This is a genomic window from Sphingosinicella sp. YJ22, assembly GCF_011320075.1.
In the GTDB taxonomy this organism is placed as follows: Bacteria; Pseudomonadota; Alphaproteobacteria; order Sphingomonadales; family Sphingomonadaceae; genus Allosphingosinicella.
The window spans coordinates 66,098-85,290 of the sequence record NZ_JAANPA010000007.1 but is presented as its reverse complement, the minus strand read 5'-3'; the positions used below and the strand labels follow the sequence as shown (position 1 = coordinate 85,290).

Annotated in this window: 23 protein-coding genes; 11 read left to right on the top strand and 12 right to left on the bottom strand. The window is 68.1% G+C overall.

Translation table 11 applies throughout. From position 1 onward, the window contains the following. Positions 1-184 (bottom strand): hypothetical protein (locus G7B71_RS15550; protein ID WP_207774713.1); only part of this gene is annotated, 184 nt, incomplete at its 3' end. Between the two features lie 278 nt (positions 185-462). Between G7B71_RS15550 and G7B71_RS04405 the strand changes: the two genes are divergently transcribed. Both G7B71_RS04405 and G7B71_RS04400 read left to right on the top strand, forming a co-directional pair. After that, positions 463-1,218 (top strand): Mrp/NBP35 family ATP-binding protein, encoded by a 756-nt coding sequence (locus G7B71_RS04405; protein ID WP_243406094.1) that lies wholly within the window; start codon positions 463-465, stop codon positions 1,216-1,218. Positions 1,219-1,232: 14 nt separating this feature from the next. Then, a complete protein-coding gene (locus tag G7B71_RS04400; protein WP_166038264.1) occupies positions 1,233-1,661 on the top strand; it encodes a CoA-binding protein in 429 nt (142 codons plus the stop codon). Here G7B71_RS04400 and G7B71_RS04395 read toward each other — a convergent pair. From G7B71_RS04395 to ubiA, 3 genes are read right to left on the bottom strand one after another with little or no spacing between them, the layout of a single operon-like run. Then, on the bottom strand, positions 1,658-2,419 hold the full coding sequence (locus tag G7B71_RS04395) for a 3'(2'),5'-bisphosphate nucleotidase CysQ (RefSeq protein WP_166038262.1): 762 nt from the start codon (positions 2,417-2,419) through the stop codon (positions 1,658-1,660). The two genes, G7B71_RS04400 and G7B71_RS04395, sit on opposite strands and share 4 nt — an antisense overlap. Continuing rightward, positions 2,412-3,758 carry a metallopeptidase TldD-related protein gene (locus G7B71_RS04390; RefSeq protein WP_166038260.1) on the bottom strand — a complete coding sequence of 449 codons (1,347 nt, stop codon included), beginning with the start codon at positions 3,756-3,758 and terminating at the stop codon, positions 2,412-2,414. The genes G7B71_RS04395 and G7B71_RS04390 overlap by 8 nt, the downstream gene beginning before the upstream one ends. 47 nt (positions 3,759-3,805) lie before the next feature. Beyond that, complete coding sequence (gene ubiA, locus G7B71_RS04385; protein WP_166038258.1) at positions 3,806-4,738, bottom strand: 4-hydroxybenzoate octaprenyltransferase; 933 nt, start codon at positions 4,736-4,738, stop codon at positions 3,806-3,808. A 103-nt stretch (positions 4,739-4,841) separates the two neighbouring features. On the opposite strand from ubiA, the gene G7B71_RS04380 reads away from it, so the two are divergent. Then, on the top strand, positions 4,842-5,597 hold the full coding sequence (locus G7B71_RS04380) for a 16S rRNA (uracil(1498)-N(3))-methyltransferase (protein ID WP_166038256.1): 756 nt from the start codon (positions 4,842-4,844) through the stop codon (positions 5,595-5,597). 111 nt (positions 5,598-5,708) lie between these two features. Beyond that, entirely contained in the window at positions 5,709-6,797 is a 1,089-nt protein-coding gene (locus G7B71_RS04375; protein ID WP_166038254.1) for a hypothetical protein, read from the top strand. A gap of 85 nt (positions 6,798-6,882) precedes the next feature. On the opposite strand, the gene G7B71_RS04370 is transcribed toward G7B71_RS04375, so the two are convergent. Both G7B71_RS04370 and epsC read right to left on the bottom strand, forming a co-directional pair. After that, the gene (locus tag G7B71_RS04370; RefSeq protein WP_166038253.1) at positions 6,883-7,218 is read right to left on the bottom strand and encodes a DUF2794 domain-containing protein; all 336 of its coding nucleotides are present in this window, start codon (positions 7,216-7,218) and stop codon (positions 6,883-6,885) included. Beyond that, positions 7,218-7,931, bottom strand: coding sequence for a serine O-acetyltransferase EpsC (gene epsC / locus G7B71_RS04365; protein WP_166038251.1), 714 nt, complete (start codon positions 7,929-7,931; stop codon positions 7,218-7,220). The genes G7B71_RS04370 and epsC overlap by 1 nt, the downstream gene beginning before the upstream one ends. Before the next feature lie 165 nt (positions 7,932-8,096). On the opposite strand from epsC, the gene G7B71_RS04360 reads away from it, so the two are divergent. The 3 genes from G7B71_RS04360 (at position 8,097) to G7B71_RS04350 (ending at position 11,541) form a co-directional block, all read left to right on the top strand. Next, positions 8,097-8,840, top strand: coding sequence for an AIM24 family protein (locus G7B71_RS04360; RefSeq protein WP_166038249.1), 744 nt, complete (start codon positions 8,097-8,099; stop codon positions 8,838-8,840). A 170-nt stretch (positions 8,841-9,010) separates the two neighbouring features. Continuing rightward, entirely contained in the window at positions 9,011-11,194 is a 2,184-nt protein-coding gene (gene katG, locus G7B71_RS04355; RefSeq protein ID WP_166038247.1) for a catalase/peroxidase HPI, read from the top strand. 59 nt (positions 11,195-11,253) lie between these two features. Further along, positions 11,254-11,541, top strand: a complete 288-nt coding sequence (locus tag G7B71_RS04350) for a hypothetical protein (protein ID WP_166038245.1) — start codon at positions 11,254-11,256, stop codon at positions 11,539-11,541. Positions 11,542-11,646: 105 nt separating this feature from the next. On the opposite strand, the gene G7B71_RS04345 is transcribed toward G7B71_RS04350, so the two are convergent. Both G7B71_RS04345 and G7B71_RS04340 read right to left on the bottom strand, forming a co-directional pair. Beyond that, complete coding sequence (locus G7B71_RS04345) at positions 11,647-12,165, bottom strand: carboxymuconolactone decarboxylase family protein (RefSeq protein ID WP_166038243.1); 519 nt, start codon at positions 12,163-12,165, stop codon at positions 11,647-11,649. A 122-nt stretch (positions 12,166-12,287) separates the two neighbouring features. Further along, the gene (locus G7B71_RS04340; protein ID WP_166038241.1) at positions 12,288-12,830 is read right to left on the bottom strand and encodes a peroxiredoxin; all 543 of its coding nucleotides are present in this window, start codon (positions 12,828-12,830) and stop codon (positions 12,288-12,290) included. Between the two features lie 115 nt (positions 12,831-12,945). Between G7B71_RS04340 and G7B71_RS04335 the strand changes: the two genes are divergently transcribed. After that, positions 12,946-13,845, top strand: a complete 900-nt coding sequence (locus tag G7B71_RS04335) for a hydrogen peroxide-inducible genes activator (protein ID WP_166038240.1) — start codon at positions 12,946-12,948, stop codon at positions 13,843-13,845. Continuing rightward, a complete protein-coding gene (locus tag G7B71_RS04330; RefSeq protein ID WP_166038238.1) occupies positions 13,842-14,405 on the top strand; it encodes an HD domain-containing protein in 564 nt (187 codons plus the stop codon). Before G7B71_RS04335 ends, G7B71_RS04330 begins: the two co-directional genes overlap by 4 nt. A gap of 2 nt (positions 14,406-14,407) precedes the next feature. On the opposite strand, the gene pgsA is transcribed toward G7B71_RS04330, so the two are convergent. After that, positions 14,408-14,971, bottom strand: a complete 564-nt coding sequence (pgsA, locus tag G7B71_RS04325; protein WP_166038236.1) for a CDP-diacylglycerol--glycerol-3-phosphate 3-phosphatidyltransferase — start codon at positions 14,969-14,971, stop codon at positions 14,408-14,410. Positions 14,972-15,135: 164 nt separating this feature from the next. On the opposite strand from pgsA, the gene G7B71_RS04320 reads away from it, so the two are divergent. Next, a complete protein-coding gene (locus G7B71_RS04320; RefSeq protein ID WP_166038235.1) occupies positions 15,136-16,479 on the top strand; it encodes an MFS transporter in 1,344 nt (447 codons plus the stop codon). A 15-nt stretch (positions 16,480-16,494) separates the two neighbouring features. Here the strand turns inward: G7B71_RS04320 and G7B71_RS04315 are convergent, their stop codons facing one another. Together G7B71_RS04315 and G7B71_RS04310 are read right to left on the bottom strand one after the other, a co-directional pair. Continuing rightward, positions 16,495-17,040: an HD domain-containing protein gene (locus tag G7B71_RS04315; protein ID WP_166038233.1), complete on the bottom strand. Its 546-nt coding sequence runs from the start codon at positions 17,038-17,040 to the stop codon at positions 16,495-16,497. 62 nt (positions 17,041-17,102) lie between these two features. Further along, the gene (locus G7B71_RS04310; protein WP_207774712.1) at positions 17,103-17,672 is read right to left on the bottom strand and encodes a hypothetical protein; all 570 of its coding nucleotides are present in this window, start codon (positions 17,670-17,672) and stop codon (positions 17,103-17,105) included. A 163-nt stretch (positions 17,673-17,835) separates the two neighbouring features. Here G7B71_RS04310 and G7B71_RS04305 point away from each other — a divergent pair, with 163 nt between their 5' ends. Beyond that, on the top strand, positions 17,836-18,999 hold the full coding sequence (locus G7B71_RS04305) for a crosslink repair DNA glycosylase YcaQ family protein (protein WP_166038231.1): 1,164 nt from the start codon (positions 17,836-17,838) through the stop codon (positions 18,997-18,999). Here G7B71_RS04305 and G7B71_RS04300 read toward each other — a convergent pair whose 3' ends face one another. After that, a complete protein-coding gene (locus tag G7B71_RS04300) occupies positions 19,000-19,179 on the bottom strand; it encodes a hypothetical protein (RefSeq protein ID WP_166038229.1) in 180 nt (59 codons plus the stop codon). It abuts the gene before it with no gap. Positions 19,180-19,193: the final 14 nt, after the last annotated feature.

The window sequence follows — 19,193 nt, the reverse complement described above, 5'->3', positions numbered from 1 at the left end:
CGGGACGCCGGCGCCGCGGGCCGGGCTGGCCCCAGGGATTGCGCGGGCCGCCGCCACCGCCGCCGCCCGATCCGTCGCCGCCGGCCCCGTCGTCGCCGCCTTCGCCAGACCCACGGCCGCCCCAGGGGCCACGATTTTCACCCATGGCAAGTCCGCGCCAGCCCCAGCTCAACAATCGTCTCATGAAGGTCCTTATAGGTAGCGATCCGCGGAAAAACAGTGGCAAGGGACGGCTTATCGCCTATCCGTCCGCGCGACATGACCGACCCGACCCAAGCCGTTCGCGACGCCCTTGCCCCCCTCGTCGATGCCGAAAGGATCCAGCTCGCGCGGGTGAAGGAGGGGCAAGCGACGATCGTCATCGACGCGACCGGAATCGCCGCCGAGGAGCGCGCGGCGCTCGAGCGGCGCATCCGCGCGGCCCTGGTCGGCGTCCCCGGGGTGACCGACAGCCGAGTCGCGATGAGCGTCGACAAGGTTGAGCGGCTGATCATCGCCGTCGGCAGCGGCAAGGGCGGCGTCGGCAAGTCGACCCTGTCCGCCAATCTCGCCGTATCGCTGGCGCGGCTGGGCAAGAAAGTGGGCCTGGTCGACGCCGACATCTACGGCCCATCCCAGCCGCGCATCATGGGCAACCACAGCCGGCCTGAGCTTCACGACCAGCAGATCGTGCCGGTCGACACCCATGGCGTGAAGATGCTGTCGATCGGCCAGCTGATCGAGCCGGGCAGCGCCGTCGCCTGGCGCGGGCCGATGACCGCGAGCGCGCTCGGCAATCTGATGGACGGCGACTGGGGCGACACCGAGATCATGATCGTCGATCTGCCGCCCGGCACGGGCGACGTTCAGATGACGCTGGTCCAGAAATGGAAGCCGGCGGGGGCGGTGATCGTGTCGACCCCGCAGGACCTCGCGCTGATCGACGCGACCCGCGCCATCGACCTGTTCCGCAAGATGGACGTGCCGATCATCGGCTTGGTCGAGAACATGGCCGGCTACCAGTGCCCGCACTGCGCCCAGGTCAGCGACCCGTTCGGATCGGGCGGCGCCGAGGCTGCGGCGCGGGTGATGGGCATCCCCTTCCTCGGCCGGGTCCCCCTCACCCTGTCGATCCGCGAGGCGAGCGACGCCGGGGAACCGCCGGCCGCCGGCGACGATTACGAGGCCGGGATCTTCCGCGACATTGCGGGGCGGCTGCTGGAGCAGGTCGGCCGCTGACAAGGAGGTGAATGATGCCCCTGGAGCGTGACGAGGACATTGCCGAGCTGCTGAGCGGAACCCGGACCATCGCGATGATCGGCGCGTCCGACCGGCCCGACCGGCCGAGCTATGGCGTGATGCGCTACCTGCAAAGCCAGGGCTATCGCGTGATTCCGGTCAATCCGCAGATCACCGGCGAGCATGTCCACGGCGAATATGTCTGGCGTGAGCTTTCCCAGATCGGCGAGCCGATCGACATGGTCGACATCTTCCGCCGCCCCGCCGCCGCCGGCGAGGCGGTCGACGAGGCTATCGCCGCGGGCGCCAAGTCGGTGTGGCTGCAAATCGGCGTGATCAACGAGGAAGCCGCGGCGCGGGCGGAAGCCGCCGGCCTCAAGGTCGTGATGAACCGCTGCCCGAAGATCGAGATCCCGCGGCTGGGGCTGCCGCCGGTCGCCTAGACCACCGCCATCGCGCGTTCGCGGAGGCGCTCGACGGCCTGCCCGTGGATGCCGGGCGACGAGGCGAGAACGCCGAAGGCGGCGGCGTCGGGACTGTTGAAGGTGAGCGGCTGGCCGAGCGCGCCGGTGACCGACGCGCCCGCCTCGGCGGCGATCAGAATGGCTGCGGCGATGTCCCATTCGCGGCCCCAGCGCAGGGTGGCCACCAGGTCTGCCTCGCCGGCGCCGACCATGGCGATGCGAAGCGCGATGGAGTTGGGCTTGGCGACCATGACGAGGTCGCGGTCGACCTTGGGAAGGCTGTCCGCCGGCACCCGGGCGCCGACCAGCTCACCGCGCTCGCTGCAGCGGATCGGCTGGCCGTTGCGCCAGGCGCCGCGCCCCGCTTCCGCGCTCCACAATTCCTCGCGCTGCGGTGCGGAAAGCACGCCATATTTGACCGCCCGGTTCTCGACCAGCGCCACCGACACCGCCCAGCCGGTCCTTCCGCGCAGATAGTCGCGGGTGCCGTCGATCGGGTCGACGACCCAGACTCGCTTGCGCTCGATCCGGTCGGATTCGTCGGCGGTCTCCTCGGACAGCCAGCCCGCCTCGGGGTCGAGGGCGATCAGCTGCTCGCGGAGGAAATTGTCGACCTCGAGGTCGATGTCGCAGACCGGGTGGCCCGGCTCCTTCTCCCATCTTTTGTAATCGGTGCCGCAGCGCCCGAGCGCGATTCGCCCGGCCTCGGCGGTGATCTCTGCGATGTCCTCAAGCACCGGCGACCGTCATTCCTTCGACACGCAGTGTGGGAACATTGACCGCGCGGCGATGTTCCAAATCGTCCGCCGCGCTGAGCGTGCGGTACATGTCGAGCAAATTCCCGGCGACGGTGATCTCCGCGACAGGCTCGGCGAGCTCTCCATTGCGGATGATGAAGCCGCTCGCGCCGCGACTATAGTCGCCGGTGACCGGGTTGATGCCCTGACCGATCATTTCCGTGACGTAGAGGCCCAAGCCGATATCGGCGATCAGCTCGGAAGGGCTCTGCGTGCCGGCGGTGAGGTGGACGTTGGTCGCGCCGACGCCCGGAGCGCCGCCGACGCCGCGGGTGGCATGGCCGTTGGGCGCGAGGCCGAGTTGGCGGGCCGAGGCGCTGTTGAGAAGCCAGTCGGCGAGCCGCCCGTTGTCGACCAGCGCGCGGCGCGCAGTCGCGACGCCCTCGCCATCGAAGGGGCGCGAGCGAAGGCCGCGGATGCGGTGCGGGTCGTCGATGACCGACAGGCCTTCGGGCAAGATCTGCTCGCCTTCGCGGCCGAGCAGGAAGCTCGTGCGGCGGGCGATGGCCGGGCCCGACATGGCCGAGACGAGATGGCCGACGAGGCCGCCGCCGATGCGCGGATCGAAGACGATCGGCATCACGCCGCTGGCCAGCTTGCCCGGGTTGAGGCGCTTCACGGTGCGCTCGCCGGCGAGTCGGCCGAGCGTCTCGGGGCCGTCGAGATCGGCGAAATGGCGGGCATTGTGGCTGGCATGGTCGCGCTGCATCGCGCCGCCCTCGCCGCCGACGACGCTCACGCCGGCCGAATAGTGGCTGGAATGGTAGCCACGGCAGAAACCGTGGCTGGTCGCCAGCGCGAACACGCTGCGGCCGGCGCTGACTCCTGCCCCCTCGCTGTTGGTGACCCCCGCGACGCCGCGCGCGGCCGCCTCCATGGCGAGCGCGCGCTGCTTCAATTCGGCGGGCGACGGGTCGGCGCCGTCGTCGCTCTCAAGCGGCAGCAGGTCGCCGCGGAACAGCAATTCTTCCGGCGCGAGCCCGGCATGGGGGTCCTCAGGCGCCTCCCTCGCCATCGCGACCGCGCGCTCGACCAGCGCGGCGAGCGCGTCGGCCGACAGGTCGGACGAGGACACGCTGGCGGAGCGGGTGCCGATGAACAGGCGGAGGCCGATCTCCTCGCCTTCCGAGCGGCCGACATCCTCGAGTTCGCCCAGGCGCACCTGGATGCCGAGCGAGGCTTCGCCGACATAGAGGACGTCGGCGGCGTCGGCGCCTGCCTTGCGGGCAGCATCGATGAGGGCGCCGGCGCGCGCCTCGGCTTGATCAACGTTCAGCATGAGGCGGCGGACTTAGGGCCGGTGGCGGCGCCGGGCAAGGGCGCCGCTCAGGCCGTGGTGCCGATCACCAGGCAGGCAAGGAACATCAGCAGGCCGGCGAAGCGGTTGGAACGGAAGGTGGCGAGCGCCTGAGTGCCGTCATCCGGGTTCAGGCGGATCACTTGAAGCGCGAGATGCGCCGCCATCGGCACGAGGGCGACGAGCCCGAGCCATTGCGGCCGCAGGGTCCAGAAGGCGGCGGCCCACAGAGCCAGCGCGAGCAGGTAGCAGATCGCGATGCCGAAGCGGGCGTGGCGACCGAGGGCGCGCGCGGACGATTTGACGCCGACCAGGGCGTCGTCCTCCTTGTCCTGCAGCGCATAGACGGTGTCGTAGCCGATCACCCAGAAGATCGACCCGGCATAAAGGAGCAGCGCCGGCGCATCGATCATGCCGCGCACCGCCGGCCAGCCGACCAGCGCCGCCCAGGAGAAGACGAGGCCGAGCCACGCCTGCGGCCACCAGGTGATCCTCTTCATGAACGGATAAGCGGCGACGAGCGCGAGGCTACCGAGGGCGATCAGCTGGGCGAGGGGGCGGAGCTGGAGCAGGACGACGAGGCCGATCAGGCTCATGCCGATGAGCAGGGCCCAGGCGCCTTTCAGCGACACTCGCTTGCTGGCGAGCGGGCGCAGCCGCGTGCGCTCGACCTGCGCGTCGAGGTCGCGGTCGATGATGTCGTTATAGACGCAGCCGGCGCTGCGCATCGCGAAGGCGCCGAGCGCAAACCAGGCGATCAGGGTCCAGCCCACGGGCTCGAGCGGCCCGCCGCCCATGCCGGCGAGCGCGATGGCCCAGGCTCCGGGCCAGAACAGCAGCCACGCGCCGATCGGCCGGTCGAGCCGGATCAGCGAAGCATAGGGGCGAGCGGCGGCGGGAAGCGCGCCGATCAGCCCGCGCTGCTCGGAATCCGGGACGATGTCGGTTGGGGCGGATGCCATGCGCCTACTAATCGCTCGTCCCGAGCGCAGTCGAGGGGCGTCCGCGCCGACCTTTATGCCAGCGCCCCTCGACTTCGCTCGGGACGAGCGGATAGGTCAGGCAATGCCTGCTACGCCCGCCTGGCCGCCCTCGAGCCTTCCGCGCCTGTTCGTTGAGCAGGCGCTGTCCGACGGCCTCAGCCTCACTCTCGACGGCGCGCCCGCCAATTATCTCGGCAACGTGTTGCGCCTCGGGCCGGGCGCAGAAGTGAAACTGTTCGACGACCGGACCGGTGAATGGCTGGCGCGGATCGAGGAGGCCGGGCGCAAGCGGGTCACGCTGGCGGTCACGCGCCACCTGCGCCCGCGCGAGGAGGTGCCAGACCTGTGGCTCCTGTTCGCGCCGGTGAAGCGGGCGCCGCTCGACTGGATGATCGAGAAGGCAACCGAGCTGGGCGTTGCGCGGCTCGTGCCGGTGGTGACTCAGCGCACCGTGGTCGACAGGGTCAATCTCGATCGCCTGCGCGCGATCAGCATCGAGGCGGCCGAGCAATGCGACCGCGCCGCCCTGCCCGAGCTGGCCGAGCCGGTGAAGCTGGACAAGCTGCTGAAGGAGTGGCCGGCGGAACGGGCTCTGCTGTTCGCCGACGAGGAAGGCGGCGAGCCGCTGCAGGAGGCGGCCAAGCCCGGCCCCGCGGCGATCCTGATCGGGCCGGAAGGCGGCTTCACCGCAGAAGAGCGCGAGGCGATCCGTGCCGTCCCCTCCGCGCGCGCCGTCGCGCTGGGCCCGCGCATCCTGCGCGCCGAGACCGCGGCGCTTGCGGCGCTCAGCCTGTGGATGGCGGCGGCGGGCGACTGGAGCCGCCCGCCGCGTGCGTAGGCTCTTCCTTCCAGCTCTTGCTGGAGGAGCCGGCGTGGTACTTCTTGCTGTATTGCTACGACAATACACCTGTGCTAAACCCGCCCGCACGACAGGGTGGGAGGATATCACATGTACAGCGAGAGCGATCTCGAGGCCGCGGTCGCCGCCGGGGCGCTGAGCCCCGAGGCAGCGCGGCAATTGCGCGATTTCGTGGCCCGAGAGAAGTCACTGCCGGCCGCGGACGAGGAGCATTTCCGGCTGCTCACCGGCTTCAACGATATCTTCGTCGGCCTGGCGGCGGTGATCATGCTGGTCGCGGTCGGCTGGCTGGCCAACACGATTCCGCCGCACATCGATTTCGACGGCCCCTCGCCCTTCGCCGGCCTGTTCGTCGCGGGCGTGGCGTGGAGCCTCGCCGAATTCTTCACCCGCAAGCGCCGGATGGCGCTGCCCAGCATCATCCTTCTCCTCGCCTTTGTCGGCGGCGTGTTCGAGACCGTCTTGGTCGGCGCCGGCATTGCCATCGGGGCGGACCGGTTCGACGACAACCAGACCGCCTTCGCAATGCTGCTCGCCGGCGCCGCCGCCGTCGCCGCCGGCGCGGCCTGGCTGCACTGGCAGCGCTTCCGAGTCCCGATCACCGTCGCCGCCGGGACGGCCGCGCTCGCGGCCTTGATCCTGTCGCTGGTCGTCTCGGCGCTTCCGCAGGACGGCGATCCGGGTGAGAACAGCCTGTTCCTGGTGGCGGTGCTGCTGCTCGGAATCGGCGTGTTCGCGCTGGCGATGCGCTGGGACTCCTCGGACCCGCGGCGCGAGACCCGCCGCTCCGACGTCGCCTTCTGGCTCCACCTGCTGGCGGCGCCGATGATCGTCCACCCCGTCTTCGCCCTGCTCGGCCTCACCGAAGGGGTGGTTCAGCCGGCGGAATCGGCGCTGGTCATCGCGCTCTACATCCTGCTCGGAGTTGCCGCGGTGGCGGTCGACCGGCGCGCCCTGCTCGTGTCGGCGCTCGCCTATGTGCTCTACGCGCTCAACAGCCTGTTCCAGACCTACGGCGCGGTCGAGTTGAGCTTCGCGCTGACCGCCCTCGTGATCGGCTCCGCGCTGCTGATGCTCTCCGCCTTCTGGGCGCAGACCCGCCGCACGGTGATCGGCCCGCTGCCCGAGCATCTGAAGGTGCGGCTGGCCCCTGTCGACCGACAGGCGCTGAGCGCCTGACACCGCTGCCCCTCGGCTTGAGTCTGGGGTCAGCAATATGGGAAGCAACTGAGCCCCGGCCCCGGTCGGGGCTCTTATTTCGTGGCTACTCGTTCACGACCTTGAGCAGCCTTCGCTCGACCGGCGCCAGGATCGGGCCGAGTTCATGGCCGCGGCGCAGCACTCGGCCGTCCTCGCCGACCAACGACCACATGCCCTGGCGGTGGCGCAAGGCGGGGCGCTTCTCGATGCGGTATTCAGGATGCTCGGCGGCGCGACGGAAGGCGCAGAAGCTCGCCGCCTCGCGGCTGAACTGGATCGCGTAATCCTTCCACATGCCGGCGGCGACCATGCGGCCGTAAAGGTCGACGATGCGCGCGAGCTCCCCGCGCTCGAAACCGACTTGCGATGTCGCCACCGGAAAAGGGTGGACGGTCCCCATCAGGCGCGGTCGCCTGCCTTGGCACCGCGGCGCTCCGGATCGCGGCGCCCCTGATCGCGCTCCTCGGCCAGTTCCGCGAGCTTCTTGCGCAGCCGCTCGACCTCGCCCTGGAGCTGCTCGAGCTTCTGCCCCATCGGGTCGCACGCCTCCGAGCAGGGCGTGCCGTAGGGCACGAAGTCCTTCTGATAATGCTCGGCCTCGACCAAAGTCGGCTTCGCCGGGATGCCGGTCATCGTTGCGCCCTCGGGCACGTCCTTGGTCACCACCGCATTGGCGCCGATCCGGGCGCGGGCGCCGACGATGATCGGCCCAAGCACCTGCGCGCCCGAGCCGATGATGGCGCCGTCGCCGATCGTCGGGTGGCGCTTGCCGGCGATTCCGTCGGTCGGGTTGGTCCCGCCCAGGGTGACGTTCTGGTAGATGGTCACGTCGTCACCGATCTCAGCCGTCTCGCCGATCACGGTGAAGCCGTGGTCGATGAAGAAGTTGCGACCGATCTTCGCGCCGGGATGGATGTCGATCGCGGTGAAGAAGCGCGCCATGTGGTTGACTAGGCGCGCGAGGAAATAGAGCTCGCCGCCGAACAGCCAGTGAGCGACGCGATGGAAACCGAGCGCCCACACGCCCGGGTAAAGCAGGATCTCCCACCGGCTCCGAGGCGCGGGATCGCGCGCCTTGACCGAGTCGAGATAGGCGGCGAAGCCCGACAACATTCCGACACTCCTAGCCCCCACCGGTGAAAAGATAGTTTGCGGCGCGGCGTATTTCCAGCCGGAGCGTTCGCCGCCCGATCCAGCCTTTTGGTCGTTTGATCTTCGTGGGGGCACCAAGGCGCGCTAATCATGCTGCGGAACGGCTCCAGAGGGGGAGATTCTCGCATGTCCGAATTCCGCAAGCTGATCGACAGCAAGGCCGGCCGCGGCTGCACGATCGAGGTCTATCAGGTGACCCGCAACGTGGTCACCTATGTCGGCCGCCAGACCCAGATCGGGCGCCAGGTGCGCCTGAAGCTCGACGGTGGCTCGGCGCTGCTCGAGCCCGGCGCCTTTCAATATTCCAACGGGCGCATCACCGCCGAGGTCCAGAAGAACGATCCCAATGCCGGCTTCTTCAAGCGCGCCATTCAGTCGGCCGGAACCGGCGAGAGCGCCTTCTCGACGCGCTTCTCCGGCAATGGCGAGGTGTGGACCGAGCTCACCCACAAGGAGTTCATCATCGCCGAGATGGACGGGCCGGGCGACGCGCTTCTGCTCGACGACAAGGCCTTCTACGCCTGCGAGGGCACGATCCAGCTCAAGACCCACATGCACACGAGCATCTCGGGCGCTCTGTCGGGCGCGGGCCTGATGCAGCCCAAACTCGAGGGCGCCGGCGTGTTCGTGGTCGAATCCCCGGTACCGGTCGACGAGATCGAGGCGATCGAGCTCGACGGCAATGGCGAGCTCACCGTCGATGGCGACCTCATGCTGATGTATTCGGCGAGCCTCCAGGTCGAGCTCCGCCCGCTCGTCTCGGGCCTGCGCAACGCGATGCGGTCCGGCGAGGGCCTGGTCTATGTGCTTCGCGGGCGCGGCACCGTGTGGCTGATGCCGACGCACCAGAAAGACACCGGAGTCGGCTGAGCTTTTGCGCGGCGCAGCAGTCCTTCCTGTTGCGCCGCGTCATTTGCCAGATCGATCAGCAAAGCCGGTTTAAGTCGTTTCTCCGATGAGCCCGACAGGTCTAGCGTCGCCCCATTCTCCGCCGCCCCGCGGTGGAGCGACTCGGCGCAGCACAGCATCGGAGAGACAAGATGGACGCAAAGACTGGTTCGATCGCGGGCGGCTGCCCGGCTGGCGGCGACGGCGGCGTGCGCGCCCTGCTGGGGCGCACCAACAAGGACTGGTGGCCGGAGATGCTGGCCACCGAGATCCTCAATCCCAACGGCCCGACCAACCCGATGGGCGAGGATTTCGACTATGCCGCCGCTTTCAAGAAGCTCGACTACGCCGCGCTCAAGGCCGACCTCAATGCGCTGATGACCGACAGCCAGCCCTGGTGGCCGGCCGATTACGGCCATTACGGGCCCTTCTTCATCCGCATGGCTTGGCACGCGGCGGGGACCTATCGCACCGCCGACGGCCGCGGCGGCGCCAATAGCGGGCAGCAGCGCTTCGCCCCGCTCGACAGCTGGCCCGACAACGGCAACCTCGACAAGGCGCGCCGCCTGCTGTGGCCGATCAAGCAGAAATATGGCGAGAACATCAGCTGGGCCGACCTGTTCATCCTGGCCGGCAACGTCGCGATCGAGAGCATGGGCGGCCCGGTGTTCGGCTTTGGCGGCGGCCGCGCCGACGTGTTCGAGCCCGAGCGCGACATCTACTGGGGCTCGGAGGACAAATGGGTCAACCAGGGCGTGCAGACGCGCATCGCCCCCGAGCACGGCATGCACGAGCTCGAGGGTCCGCTCGCCGCGATCCAGATGGGCCTCATCTACGTCAACCCCGAGGGCCCGGGCGGCAACCCCGATCCGCTGCAGTCGGCGCGCGACATCAAGGAAACCTTCCACCGCATGGCGATGAACCACGAGGAGACCGTCGCGCTCACCGCCGGCGGCCACACCTTCGGCAAGGCGCACGGCAACGGCGATCCCTCGACTCTCGGCCACGCCCCCGCAGGCGGCGACCTCGCCGCGCAGGGCTTCGGCTGGGTCAGCGGCGAGGAGCATGGCGGGATCGGCGAGCACACCGTGACCAGCGGCATCGAAGGCTCGTGGGTCAACACGCCGACGCAGTGGAGCGAGAACTACTTCCGCCTGCTACTCGACTACGAATACGAGCTGGTCCGTTCGCCCGCCGGCGCGCAGCAGTGGCAGCCGATCAACCAGCGCGAAGAAGACATGGCTCCGGCGGCCTGGGACCCCAACAAGAAGGTCCCGACGATGATGACGACCGCCGACATGGCGCTCAAGGTCGATCCCGAGTTCCGCGTCATCAGCGAGAAGTTCAGGAACGACCACGAGGCGTTCAAGGACGCGTTCGCCCGCGCCTGGTTCAAGCTGACCCACCGCGACATGGGGCCCAAGGTCCGCTACCTCGGGCCGGAGGTCCCGGCCGAGGACCTGATCTGGCAGGATCCAGTCCCCGCCGGCGTTAAGCCATCGGATGCCGATGTCGCGGCGGTGAAGACGCAGATCGCGGATAGCGGCCTCACCGTCAGCCAGCTGATCAAGACCGCCTGGGCCTCGGGCTCGACCTATCGCAAGTCGGACCATCGCGGCGGCGCCAACGGCGCGCGCGTTCGCCTCGCGCCGCAGAAGGATTGGGAGGTCAACGAGCCCGAGATGCTCGCAAAGGTGCTCGCCACGCTCGACGGCCTGCGCGGCAATCTCAGCATGGCGGACGCGATCGTGCTCGGCGGCGTGGTCGGCCTCGAGAAAGCGGGCGCGACCAACGTCCCGTTCACCGGCGGCCGCGGTGATGCCACACAGGAGCAGACCGACGCCGAGAGCTTCGCGGTAATGGAGCCTGAGGCCGACGCCTTCCGCAACTATGTCGGCAAGAAGAAGCTGGCGGTGAAGACCGAGGAGATGATGCTCGATCGGGCGTCGCTGCTCGGCCTCTCGGTTCCCGAGATGGTCGTTCTGGTCGGCGGCCTGCGCGTGCTCGGCGCCAATCATGGCGAGCGCGGCCACGGCCACCTCACCAAGCGGTCGGGCCAGCTCACCAACGACTTCTTCGTGAACCTGCTCGACATGACCAATGTCTGGAAGGCGGTCGATGGTTCCGGCGATGAGGAATATGTCGCGACCGACCGTGCCGGGGGCCACGAGACATGGCGGGCTACAAGGGCCGACCTGATCTTCGGGTCGAACGCGGAGCTGCGCGCCGTGTGCGAGGTCTATGCGCAGAAAGGCGGCCAGGAGAAGTTCGTTCGCGACTTCGTGGCGGCCTGGACCAAGGTGATGAACGCCGACCGCTTCGACCTGGCTGCCTGAGGTGGGAAGTTCCTCGCCGGCACGGCCCGGGGAGGATGTCCGCGGGAGAGGATGAGGCGATGGATCGCGCGGGCGCCGAGGCTCTCGATTCGACTCACACCTGGTGGGCGCCTGCGGTGCGCGCCCCGCATCGCGACTGGCCTGGAATGCCCGGCTGCCGCTCGGGCGCACGCTTCCTGATCGACGAGCACAGTCGCCGTCCCGCCCGCGACAATTATCCGGTGTTCGAGACGCGGACCCAGTGCCTAGAATGGATCATGGCGCACCGCGCCGAGCTGGTCCGAACCGCGCCGGGGGCCGCGGTGATGCCCGTCTCGCTCCAGCGCTGGCTGCTGGGGCTGGAATAAAAGAACCACCCCCAACCCCTCCGCGAAGGCGCGGAGGGGAGTCGCTCGCTCGGAGTGACTCCCCTCCAGCCCTTGCTGGAGGGGACGGGGGTGCTCCTTCTTAAATTACAGGGTGGCGTGAACCGTGGCGACGGCTTTCAGAACCGCGCCGATGCGGGCGGCGGTCTGGATATGCTCGGCCTTGACGCCGTGCTGCTGGAGCACCCGCTCGTGGCTGTCGATGCACATGCCGCAGCCGTTCATCGCGCTCACCGCGAGGCTGAACAGCTCGAAGTCGGCCTTATCGATGCCGGGGTTGCCGATCACGTTCATCCGCAGCTTCGCCGGCAGGGTCCCATAGACCGGGTTCGAGGACAGGTGGACGAAGCGGTAATAGACGTTGTTCATCGCCATCACCGCCGCCGCGGCGCGCGCCGCATTGGCGGCTTCCGGGGTCAGCTTGGCTTCCGCCTCGGCCTCGGCCGCGGCGATCAGCGGGCGGTGGCCCGAGCCGTGCGCGCAGGCGAGCAGAAGCCCGTATTTGCGCTGGTCGCCCAGCGCCTGGTCGTTGAGCAGCGAGCCGACATTGAGGCGCAGGTCCTTGGCATAGTCAGGCAGCGTCTCGGCGAATTCCTTGAGGGACATCGAAAACTCCTATGATCCTCCTCGATCCTGTCCGGAGAGGAGTTAAAAAAAGAGGGGCGCGGGAATGCTCCCACGCCCCTCCGGTTGGACGTCGCGGCTCAGGGGGAAGCCGCCCAGGGGGCTTAAGCGGCGGGCCGCAGGACGTCCTGACCCTTTTCCCAGTTGCACGGGCACAGCTCATCGGTCTGCAGCGCGTCGAGGACGCGAAGCGTCTCGGCCGGGTTGCGGCCGACGTTGAGGCCGTTGACCGTGACATGCTGGATCACATTGTCCGGGTCGATGATGAAGGTCGCGCGGAACGCGACATGCTCGTTCTTGTCGAGGATGCCGAGCGCTTCGGCGAGCTTGCCGCCATTGTCGGCAATCCAGGGGAAGTCCGCCGTGGCCAGCTCAGCGTCCGACCGGCGCCACGCGAAGTGGACGTGGGCGGTATCGGTCGACGCGCCGATCAGGACCGCGTCGCGGTCGGCGAAATCCTGGCGGAGGTCGCCATAGCCGACGATCTCGGTCGGGCAGACGAAGGTGAAGTCCTTCGGCCAGTAGAAGAGGATCTTCCACTTGCCGTCGGTCTCGGCGAGGTTGATCGTCTCGCCCGCGGGCAGAGCGTCGGTGCCCTGCTGAACCGGCAGGGTGAGTTCGGGAAGTTTGTCGCCGACGGTCAGCATCGGTGGTGGTGCTCCTGATATTTTTGGTTTGGATTGGAAACTGCGTGGCCCCGATATGGGTGCAGTGCAGCAATGGACAAATTGATAAGTTCGCGCGTATTGATCGACTGAGTCTATGAGCACCTACCTTCCCACTCTCAAGCAGCTCCAATATCTCGTGGCGCTGCGCACGCACGGCCATTTTGGCCGTGCCGCCGACGCCTGCTTCGTCACCCAGTCGACCTTGTCCGCGGGGATCAAGGAGCTGGAATCGCTGATCGGGGTCACCCTGGTCGAACGGACCAAGCGGGTGGTTCGGTTCACGCCGCTGGGTGTGCGCGTCGCGGAAAAGGCACAGCGCATCCTGCGCGAAGCGGAGGAGCTGTCCGACATGGTCCGCGCCGCCGGCAAGCCGCTGTCGGGCGAGCTGCGCATGGGCGTCATCCCAACGATTGCGCCGTTCCTTCTGCCCACCCTGCTGCCGCGGCTTCGCCAGCAATGGCCCGACCTTCGCCTCTATCTGCGCGAGGAGACCAGCCAGGCCGCCTGCGACTCCCTCCATCGCGGAGCGCTCGACTGCGTCCTGCTCGCCCTCCCCTATCGCTGCGGCGAGGTCGACAGCGTGACCCTGTTCGAGGACCGCCTGCTCATCGCCTTTCCGCCCGGCGCTGCCGACGACCTGCCGGATGCGGTGGCTCCGGCGGTGATCGACGAGGACAAATTGCTGCTCCTGGAGGACGGCCACTGCCTCAAGGACCATGCGCTGGCCGCCTGCAACCGGCCGGAGCTTCGCGCCGAAGCGTCGATCATGGGCACGTCGCTCCACACTTTGGTGCAGATGGTCGACAACGGCCTCGGCATGACCCTCGTCCCCGAAATGGCGGTCCGGGCGGGCATCCTCGAGAATACCGGCGTCGAGGCACGCGCCCTCAAGGCCGACCACGCCTTCCGCCGCATCGCCCTGGTGTGGCGCAAGGGCTCGCCGCGCGAAAAGGAATTCCGCCTCCTCGCGGATGCATTGAAGGCCGCGGCATGACCCGTCTCACGGAGCGCTTCGACCGGGCGCTTGCATATGCCAGCGCCATTCATCGCGAGCAGAAGCGAAAGGGGACGGAAATCCCTTATGTCTCGCATCTGCTTGCCGTCGCCTCGCTCGCTTTGGAGCATGGCGCGGACGAGGACCAGGCGATCGCCGCCCTTCTGCACGATGCGGCCGAAGACCAGGGCGGCGCTGATCGGCTCGCCGACATCCAACGCCGCTTCGGTCCGCGGGTAGCAGGGATCGTCGCCGATTGCACCGATGCCTGGGACGACCCCAAGCCGGACTGGCGGCCTCGCAAGGAAGCCTATGTCGCCGCGGTCGCGGGCAAGGACCGCACCTCCCTGCTCGTCTCCCTTGCCGACAAGACCCACAATGCCCGCGCCATCGTCGCCGATCTTCGAGTCCATGGCGACGGTCTATGGGACCGGTTCACCGGCGGCCGCGAAGGCTCGTTATGGTATTATCGGGCGCTGTCGGACGCTTTTGCCGCCGCCTTGCCGGGTCATCTCGCCGACGAATTCCGGCGCACCGTCGAGGCGATGCACGCGCCCTGAAGTCAGGCCATGTGCCTGAGGCCGATGCGCAGATAGGCCCAGCCGGTCACCAAGGTGAGCAGCGCCGCCGCCCACAGGCAGGCGAGGCCGACCCATAGCACCCAGCCGCCTTCGACCGCGCCGGCGAGGATCAGCGCCCCGAGGGCGAGCATCTGGAACGTCGTCTTCCATTTGGCGAGTTGGCTTACCGGCACCGACACCTGCAGTCCGCCGAGGAATTCGCGCAGGCCCGACACCAGGATCTCGCGCAGCAGGATGATCAGCGCCGCGACGATGTGCGGTCCGGCGATGATCGGCTCGACGCCCTCCTGCCGGGTCGACACCAGCATCAGCAGCACCGCCGCCACCATGATCTTGTCCGCGATCGGATCGAGGAAGGCCCCAAGCCGCGACACCGTCTTCATCCGCCGCGCCAGCCAGCCGTCGAAATAGTCGGTGACGCAGACCAAAGCGTAGAGGCCGAAGGCGAGCGCGAATTCCACCCTGCCGGGCGCCCACAACAGGGCGACCAGCAGCGGCACCGCGACGATCCGCGACAGCGTCAGCAGGTTGGGCAGCGTGAGCATCACGGGCCCTCTAACGCGCTCAATCTCCATTTGGGAGCCAAAGCCTTGTCTCGCGGGTTCGGGAACGGCTATGCCGCACCGGCTGCCGGCCCGACAGGAAGGTTTGAAGTGCTCGCATTGATCGCGTCCGGCCGGACGCAAGCCTCTCTCGGCGCAATCCTCTCATGAGCTCCGACCTCGGCCTCCATCTGCTCGGCAAGCGGCGATTCCTGCCCTTGTTCGTCACCCAGTTCCTGAACGCGTTCAACGACAACCTGTTCAAGAACGCGATGGTTCTGTTCGTCGTCTACCAGGTGTTGAGCGACGAGGCCTCCGAGACCTGGTTCAGCGCGCTCGCCACCGCGCTCTTCATCCTGCCCTTCCTGACCCTGTCGGCTTTGTCCGGCCAGCTCGCCGACGCCAACGACAAGGCGAAGATCATCCGAATCGTGAAGGGCTGCGAGATCGCCATCATGGCGGTCGGCGCCGGCGGCCTGATCATGGGCTGGCTCGACATCCTGGTCATGGAGGCGGCGATCCCGCTCATGCTCCTCGCGCTCCTCGCGATGGGCATCCATTCGACCTTCTTCGGCCCCATCAAATATGCGGTCCTGCCGCAGCATCTCGAACGCCGGGAGGTGCTCGCCGGGACCGGACTGGTCGAGGCCGGCACCTATCTCGCCATCCTCACCGGAACGATCATCGCGGGGGTCATCGCCGTCCAGACCGCGGCTGTGATGTGCTTCGTCGTCGCCCTGATCGGCTATGTCGCTGGCCGCCAGGTGCCGCCGGCGCCGCCGGAGGAGCCCGGGCACAGGATCGACTGGAACGTGTTCCGATCGTCGGTCACGCTGGTCCGGGCGACGATGCACATCCCGCGCCTGTTCATGGCGATCATCGCCATCAGCTTCTTCTGGACGGTCGGCGCGGTGCTGTTCATCCTGTTCCCGCCGCTGGTGAAGAACGTGCTCACCTCCGATAAGGAGGTCGCGAGCCTGTTCCTCGCCATCTTCTCGATCGGCGTGTCGATCGGCTCGATCGTGATCAACCGCCTGCTCAAGGGCGAGGTCTCGGCGCGCTACTCAGCGCCGTCGGTGATCGTGATGGGCGTGTTCATCGTCCTGTTCCACATTGTGTGCCAGGGCTGGGAGCGCACGCCCGACGGCACCTTGCTGCAATTCTGGGACTTCTTCTCCCATCCCGACGCGCTGCCGCTGATCGGCTGCCTGCTCGGTATCGCGATTTCGGGCGGCATGTTCGTGGTGCCGCTCTACGCCTTCCTCACCACGACGGTGCACAAGAGCGAGGCGGCGCGCACCGTCGCGGCCAACAACATCGTCAACAGCTTCGCGATGGTGATCGGCTCGATCATCTCGACCGGCCTGTCGCTGCTCGAGATGCAGACCGTCGACCAGCTGCTGCTGGCCGCCGCGATGTGCCTCGTCTCCGCCTGGCTCGGCTGGAAGCTCCACAAGGTCTGCGACGACGGCAAGATCTTCGAAGGCCACTCGCTGCCCGAAGACGTCTAGGCAGCAAGGATTGGTCTAAACCATCGCCCTCGGGTTCCTGAACACCCGGGTGACTTCGGGCTCGAAGCTCGCCAGCGGATCGACGTCGAAATCGGGATCGAAGGCGGGCGCGTCCCATTCGTCGACCAGCTTCACCGCGAAATCGTACCAGCTCTCGTCCCGGAACCGCTCGCGCGCCTCGGGATCGAGGCCGAGATGCTCGAAATAATAGCGGCCCTGGAAGGACTGGTGCCAGTAGATGGCGTGGTAGATGTCCTCGCTCACATAGGGCTTCAGCATCTCCGCAGCGATCGGTCCGTGGTTCGGGATCGAGAACAATTTGCCGAGGTCATGGCACAGGGCCGCCACCACTTCCTGGTCGCTCGCCCCGGCCCGGCGCGCCAGGGTCCCCGCCATCAGGCTGTGGGTCAGCTGGTTGGCGGCGAAGCCGACCTCGATCGCCTCGAGCCGCTGGAGGCTCTCCATGATCTGTTTCGCCGCAATGCTCTGCTGGTGCGCGCGATGCGCCTGGGCGATGTGCGCCCAGTCCGCGGCGGTCCCGTCGTGCATGTCGGTGAACATGGCATGCCTTCTACCACTTGCCGGGCGCGCGCAAAAGCGAGTCAGCGGCCGGTGCGCCGGCGTCAGCCCTTGGCCAGCGCGTCGGACGCGGCCTGGTCCCGCGCCGCCTTCCAGAACAAGGCGGCCGAGATCAGCCAGATGCCGCCGAAGCCGGCGCTGAAAATGCCGCCGCGCAGGTCGGTCGGCATGCCGACGACGGAGACGACGACCTGCGCCAGCGCCGCGGTGGCCATGGTGATCGCCATCCCCTGCGCCCGGAAGCGCGCGACGATGGCGCCGGCCAGCGCCAGTCCGATCACGGCGAGGAAGAGCAGATTATAGGGATTGTCCTCGTCGCCGATCATGCCCACCGCGCCGGTCGCCCACACCGTCAGGAACGACGCCGCGAGCGCGAAGCCGACGCCGGCGCGATAGGCCTGGTTGCGCGACATCCGAACGGTCAGCTCGAACAGGGCGCCGGTGCCGCCGATCATGATGCCGGCGAAGATGAAGTCGCTTTCAGTCCAGTTAACTTCGTCGCCGAACCGCATCGCGACGAGCGGCAGAAGCAGGATCAGCACCGCCGTGCCCCACCCAGCGATCCGCCACGGGCTGCCGAGCCGCCTTCCGCTGCTCTCCGAAACTTCCGTCATGTCTCCTGCCCTTCCTGCATCGAGTGATGCGGTCACCCTGCTCCGGACGGCAGGTGAGCGGCATGAGCCACTTGTGAGCTTTCGCTGAAAAGCGCGGCTTGAGGCATAATCGCGGTGAGGCTCATCGATTGACGGGGCGGCGCGGCCCGGCTTGATGCGATCCATGAGCCCGCCGCGCGACCGCATCTCCCTCGCCGCCGCGCGGCGCATCGCCCTGGCCGCGCAGGGCTTCGGCGGGCCCAAGCCGCCCACCGCCAACTGGGGCCGCCTCGCGCGCAATCTCGATCGGCTCGGCCTTCACCAGATCGACAGCGTCAACGTCCTTGCCCGCGCCCATTACCTGCCGGCCTTCTCACGCATCGGCCCGTACGACCGCGAGCTGCTCGACGCCGCCGCCTGGGGCGCCAAGCCGAAGCGCCGGCTGTTCGAATATTGGGCGCACGAGGCCTCGCTCTTGCCGCTCCCCCTCCACCCATTGCTGCGCTGGCGCATGGCCGAGGCCGATCGCGGCGAGGCTGGCTGGGGAAGGGTTCGCCTCTTCGCCAAAGAACAGCGCGCCGAGGCCGAGGCGATCCTGGCGCGAATCCGCGACGAAGGGCCGATGGCGGCATCGGACTTCGAGCATGGCAGCAGCCGCAGCGGCTGGTGGGAATGGGGCGCGACCAAGCATGCGCTGGAATGGCTGTTCTGGGCCGGCCACCTCACCACCGCGACCCGGCGGGGCAGCTTCGAACGGGTCTACGACCTCACCGAGCGGGTCATCCCCTCAGCGATTCTGTCTCTCCCCACGCCAGATCCCGCCGACGCCCAGCGCAGGCTGGTTGCGCTATCGGCCCGCACCCTAGGACTCGCCACCGCTGGCGATCTCAGGGACTATTTCCGCCTGAAACCCGAGCCCGCCCGCGCCGCCATCGAGGCGCTGGTCGAGGAAGGAACGCTCCTCCCCCTCACCGTCGAGGGTTGGCGCAATCCCGCCTACCTCCACGCCGACGCGCGCCGCCCGCGCCAAATCGAGACCCAGGCGCTCCTCGCCCCGTTCGACCCGCTTATCTGGGAGCGCGCCCGCACCGAGCGCCTGTTCGGCTTCCGCTACCGCATCGAGATCTACACGCCCGCCGACAAGCGCGTTCACGGCTATTACGTGCTGCCTTTCCTGATGGATGAGGCGCTGGTCGCTCGCGTCGACCTCAAGGCCGACCGCCAGTCCGGGCGCCTGCGCGTTCGAGCCACGCATCTCGAGCCAGGTGCTCCGGCGAACACGCGCGAGCGGCTCGCCGCCGAACTCGCCAGCATGGCGGAATGGCTAGAGCTCGAAGTCGACAGCTGATCAGGCGAGGAAGGTGCCGAACACGATCAGGCCGGCGACCCAGCCCATCGCGAACAGCCTGGCGTCCTCGAGCCAGGCGGGCGCGATTTCCAGGTCCACCGGCTGCGCAATGGCGATTGCGCGCGGAAAACTGCCGGGGTTGCGGGTGCGCCGCTTCACGATGGGGACGAGCCGGGTCATTCCCGGGGTTTAAC